Annotated in this window: 1 pseudogene; it reads right to left on the bottom strand. The window is 34.7% G+C overall.

From position 1 onward, the window contains the following. Positions 1–1,502, bottom strand: a pseudogene (locus Q0997_RS20105) (CUB protein); the annotation flags it as partial.

Raw genomic sequence — 1,502 nt, 5'->3', positions numbered from 1 at the left:
TCCGCATCGGTTAAAGTAAACTCTCCAAAACCATCACTGTCGGGATCACAATACTCTAAAGGGGTTGGAGTGAATGCTATAGGTGCTTGTTCTACTGCTAAATCTAGAGTTGTTGTTGTATAACAACCTGTATTTATATCTTCTACACGTACAAATATTTGCTGTGCATTTGGTGTAATATTAGTGTATGGTATTGCTAGCGGATTTACTTCTGCATCTGCATCTGCTTGCGTTAGGTAATATGTTACTGCATAGTCCGGATTATTTCCTGAAATTTCATTGTTTTTGATGTTTAAATCAAAATCTGTTATTCCATCTGGTGTTGCATCATCACAAACTATTAATGGTGTTGGCACTACTGGTGTTGGATTGACATTGATTATAATATCAAAATTTATTAAGGTAATAAAACAGTTGGTTGTATTGTCTTGAACCCTTACATATAGTGTTTGTGGATTACTTGTATTTGTATATGGACTCGTTAAGGCATTCATATTATTGTCTGCATTAAATTGTGAGTCATAATAATTAATAGTGACATCTGCTGCATTTTGAGTCCCTAATACTTCTGCATCAAATTGAGTTAAATCTATGTTGGTAACATCGGGAGTATCACTACATACTATAAAATCATTTACAGTGTTATTTTGTGGTAATGGATTTACTGTAAGATCCATATTAGCTATACCAAAGCATTCATTAGCATTTTCTACACGTATAAAAATAGTTTGTACAAATGGTGTGGTATTAGTGTAAAGATTTGGTAATTGATTGATTTCTAATTGCGCATCATTTGCTGTAGCATAATAATCGACATTTAATCCTGGAGGTAATGCTGCAAGAATGATAGCATCTGCATCAGAAAGTGTAAACTCTGCAAGTCCATCATAATCATCATCACAGGTACTTAAGCCTGCATTTCCAATATCGGTTGCTGTTACATCTAATACGTATTCTGAAGTACGGAAACAGCCTGTTGTTGCATTTTCAATTCTTACATATATTGTTTGTGGGTTTACTGTATTTGTAAAAGGTGCAGGTGTTAGAACATTTGTTCCATTTTGAGCCTCTGCTAAAGTTAAATGATGTGTGTAATTAAAACCTGTAGTATCGCCACTAACCATTACATTTTCATTGGCTTCGTCTAAATTGTACTGCGTAAATCCATCAGGTGTACCATCTTCATCACATTGTACTAATGTAGCGTTTTGAACTTCTGGTAACGGATTAACAACAATATTAAATTGTGTGACTGAAAAACAGCCTGTAACAGTGTTATCTAAACGAACATGTATTACCTGTGTAATGGCTGTTGTATTTGTATAGGCTGCTGGGGTTGCAATAGGATTAGCGTTGTTTTGTGCATCTAGTGCTGTTTCAAAATATGTTACTGTTGTATTGGCTTGCCCATTTATTAATAACGCATCTTGAGTTGTTAAATCAAACTCTGTAAAACCGTTGGTGTCATCTCCATCTGTTGCATTATCACAAACACCGTAATC

It is taken from the genome of uncultured Lacinutrix sp., assembly GCF_947500325.1.
GTDB lineage: Bacteria > Bacteroidota > Bacteroidia > Flavobacteriales > Flavobacteriaceae > Lacinutrix.
This window is presented reverse-complemented; position numbering and strand designations above follow the sequence as displayed.